The following is a 2,636-nucleotide window of genomic DNA, read 5'->3' on the forward strand; positions in this document are numbered from 1 at the left end:
CTTACGAAGGTATAATACTAAAAAAAAAAACGGTTTGGGAATAGGTTTTTTGCCTTTTTTTTTCGTCAAATTTCAACTTTTTCAACAAGGGTGACTTTGAAAGGCAAACGTATGCATTTTTCCATGAAAAACTGGTTTTTTCGCCTGCTTTTTTCTTTAAAATTCACCTGTGAATTGCATGAATAAAATGATCGCGCCGAGGGCCCATACATAAATGGAGAATATTTTCAGTGATCGCTTTTTTAAGAAATCGATCATCCATACTACGGCTATATAACCAAAGATTGCTGCTGCCAGGGTTCCGACGAAAAGTGCAGTGAGTGGCAGACGTTCAACTTCTCCTGTAAAAATCGGTTTCATCTGAAATACAATGCCCCCGGTAATGGCAGGAATTGATAGCAAAAAGGAAAAATAGGCTGCAGTGGCCCTATCCAGCCGGCAGAATAGGCCAGCGGCTATCGTCAGGCCGGAACGCGAAAGGGCAGGCATGATGGCAGCAGCTTGGAAGGTACCGATGATCAAGGCATCTTTAATCGAAATTTCATTAAGGGATTTACCGCCTTTTCTTACTCCGTCCGCTACCCATAAAATCAGTCCGGTCGCTAAAAATTCCCAGCCTATGGTCACGCCTGTTTTTGAAAGGCCATCGAACCAATCTCCGAGTAAAATGCCGGCAATCACTGCAGGGATTGTCCCGGCAATGAGAAGCAGGGTCATTTTAGAGAAAGGTTTTTTCAAAATGGCAATAATGTCATTCTTATAGACGACCAATAACGCTAGCAAGGTACCGATATGGAGCATGGTATCCAGAAAAATGCCGGCCTCGTCAAGATGGAAGATATGCCGTCCTAAATATAAATGTCCAGTGCTTGAAATAGGTAAAAACTCAGTCAAGCCTTGAATGATCCCAAGGATGAAGGCTTGAAATTCGTTCAGCAAAAAAACATCACTCCATTCTAGAAGGTATGGGACATCCATTATTTAAACTGTATGCACAAGACGGATGAACATATTCTGATTTTTTGTCATATGTATTGCCATTTGGGTTTTATGAAGAAAAGGCAGTCCAAATTTACTTTTTTCGAATATAATGAGAGGAAAAATGAAACTATTTTGCATTTGATTCGTAATTATTCATATGAGAAAGGAGGAGAAGACACTATGCCTACTAAAGATGAAAGAGTGTTTGCTGCCCTTATTTATGTGATCAGCTTTTTTACAGCATTTATCGGTCCTTTAGTGATTTGGTTATTGAAGAAGGACTCGTCACAATTTGTGGATTATCACGGAAGGGAATACCTGAATTTTTTCATTTCCTACACCGTATATTCAATAGTTGCAGGGGTACTCACTATAGTATTGGTTGGATTCTTGCTATTGCCGGTTATCGGGATAGCTTTAGTCGTATTCACCATCATCGCTGCCGTTAGGGCTTATGAAGGAACGGATTATCGGTTCCCATTGATTTTCAGGATTTTATAGTTATGATGTAAAAAGGATTCCGTTCAATTCGGAGTCCTTTTTTATATGAACAAAGTTGGGAATTGACCTACATTAAAAAGGGAATAGATCACATTAAAGCGAATAAAATATTATGATAACTACTTCAATGCACTTTTAGGAAGTGGTTGCCGGGCGGTTTGTGGTACTGCAGAACAATGTTCGTGCAAGGGGGCAATCTTTCTTGTAAGGAGTGAGGAGCAGAGCAGGATATGAATATACGTGAATATTATCAGAAAACAAGCAATTCAAATCTTCATGCATCTTGGATATCACTTCTTTTGGCCATTGTATTTTTCATTTGCCATATTTTTAAAATGATTCCGGGCAATATATTATTGATAACGTCTCCTTTTATTTTCTTTAGCATTGCCCAATTTGTCAGTCATCGTATATATGAAAATAGAATGAAGGAATTGCCTGATGATCACATCGGGACACATGCTGGGTTATTTAAAAATGAACATGTTTTATTGACTTTTATGCCAGCACCGACATTGCGCCTGCTTCTATTTGCGCCTGATGGATCTCTAATGGGCGAGGTACGGGATTTGAATATGAAGTGGTTCATGTGGATGATACCCAATTTCTTGTCGATGCTTTTGGCCAAGCGTTATGAACTGGTGGACCATGAGGGGCGTTTGCTGGCTAAGTACCATATCAAAAGGGGACTTTTCAATAAAATGACGATCATGGATGATCAAGGCGGCATTATTGGATCTTATCAAGAAAATCGGTCATTCGTAAAGGTTAATGGAATGATATATAAGGAAGATGGTACGGAATGGATGCCCATTGAAACGCCGGGAAGTGTGAATTCATTCGAGATTGCCACAAAAGAAGGGGGGAAAGTCGTTTCATATCAAGAGGGCTGGATGCCTTTGGAGTGGGGGAAACGATTCAAGACAAATACACCCATCCTTTCTTTTTCTTCAAATGTTGATGAAATTCCTAAAATCATCGTCTTTGGGTTCTGTGCAGCCACGCTAAATCATCGTTCAAATTGACTAGGATTACTTCTTTAGCAAATCTTTTAAATATTTGATATAATCAAAGTGGAATACATAGATTAAATACTCAATTAAAAGGTGGTAAATATGACTTTACTTAATGAGATTCTTGATTTTAATGAACAG

3 protein-coding genes are annotated in these 2,636 nt (G+C 39.0%); 2 read left to right on the plus strand and 1 reads right to left on the minus strand.

What is annotated here, in order from left to right:
- Positions 1–156: 156 nt before the first annotated feature.
- Positions 157–936: an undecaprenyl-diphosphate phosphatase gene (locus ACFVSH_RS25215; protein ID WP_283918380.1), complete on the minus strand. Its 780-nt coding sequence runs from the start codon at positions 934–936 to the stop codon at positions 157–159.
- A 225-nt stretch (positions 937–1,161) separates the two neighbouring features.
- Here ACFVSH_RS25215 and ACFVSH_RS25220 point away from each other — a divergent pair, with 225 nt between their 5' ends.
- Together ACFVSH_RS25220 and ACFVSH_RS25225 are read left to right on the plus strand one after the other, a co-directional pair.
- On the plus strand, positions 1,162–1,482 hold the full coding sequence (locus tag ACFVSH_RS25220; RefSeq protein WP_387604238.1) for a DUF4870 domain-containing protein: 321 nt from the start codon (positions 1,162–1,164) through the stop codon (positions 1,480–1,482).
- 230 nt (positions 1,483–1,712) lie between these two features.
- Positions 1,713–2,507 (plus strand): hypothetical protein, encoded by a 795-nt coding sequence (locus ACFVSH_RS25225; protein ID WP_387708488.1) that lies wholly within the window; start codon positions 1,713–1,715, stop codon positions 2,505–2,507.
- The last annotated feature ends 129 nt before the right edge of the window (positions 2,508–2,636 follow it).

This window comes from Peribacillus sp. NPDC058002 (assembly GCF_042886655.1).
In the GTDB taxonomy this organism is placed as follows: Bacteria; Bacillota; Bacilli; order Bacillales; family DSM-1321; genus Peribacillus; species Peribacillus aracenensis.

What these genes read in the sequence shown, in the direction of transcription:
- ACFVSH_RS25220 (WP_387604238.1), top strand. Translation starts at nt 1,162, where the DNA reads ATGCCTACTAAAGATGAAAGAGTGTTTGCTGCCCTTATTTATGTGATC.
- ACFVSH_RS25225 (WP_387708488.1), top strand. Translation starts at nt 1,713, where the DNA reads ATGAATATACGTGAATATTATCAGAAAACAAGCAATTCAAATCTTCAT.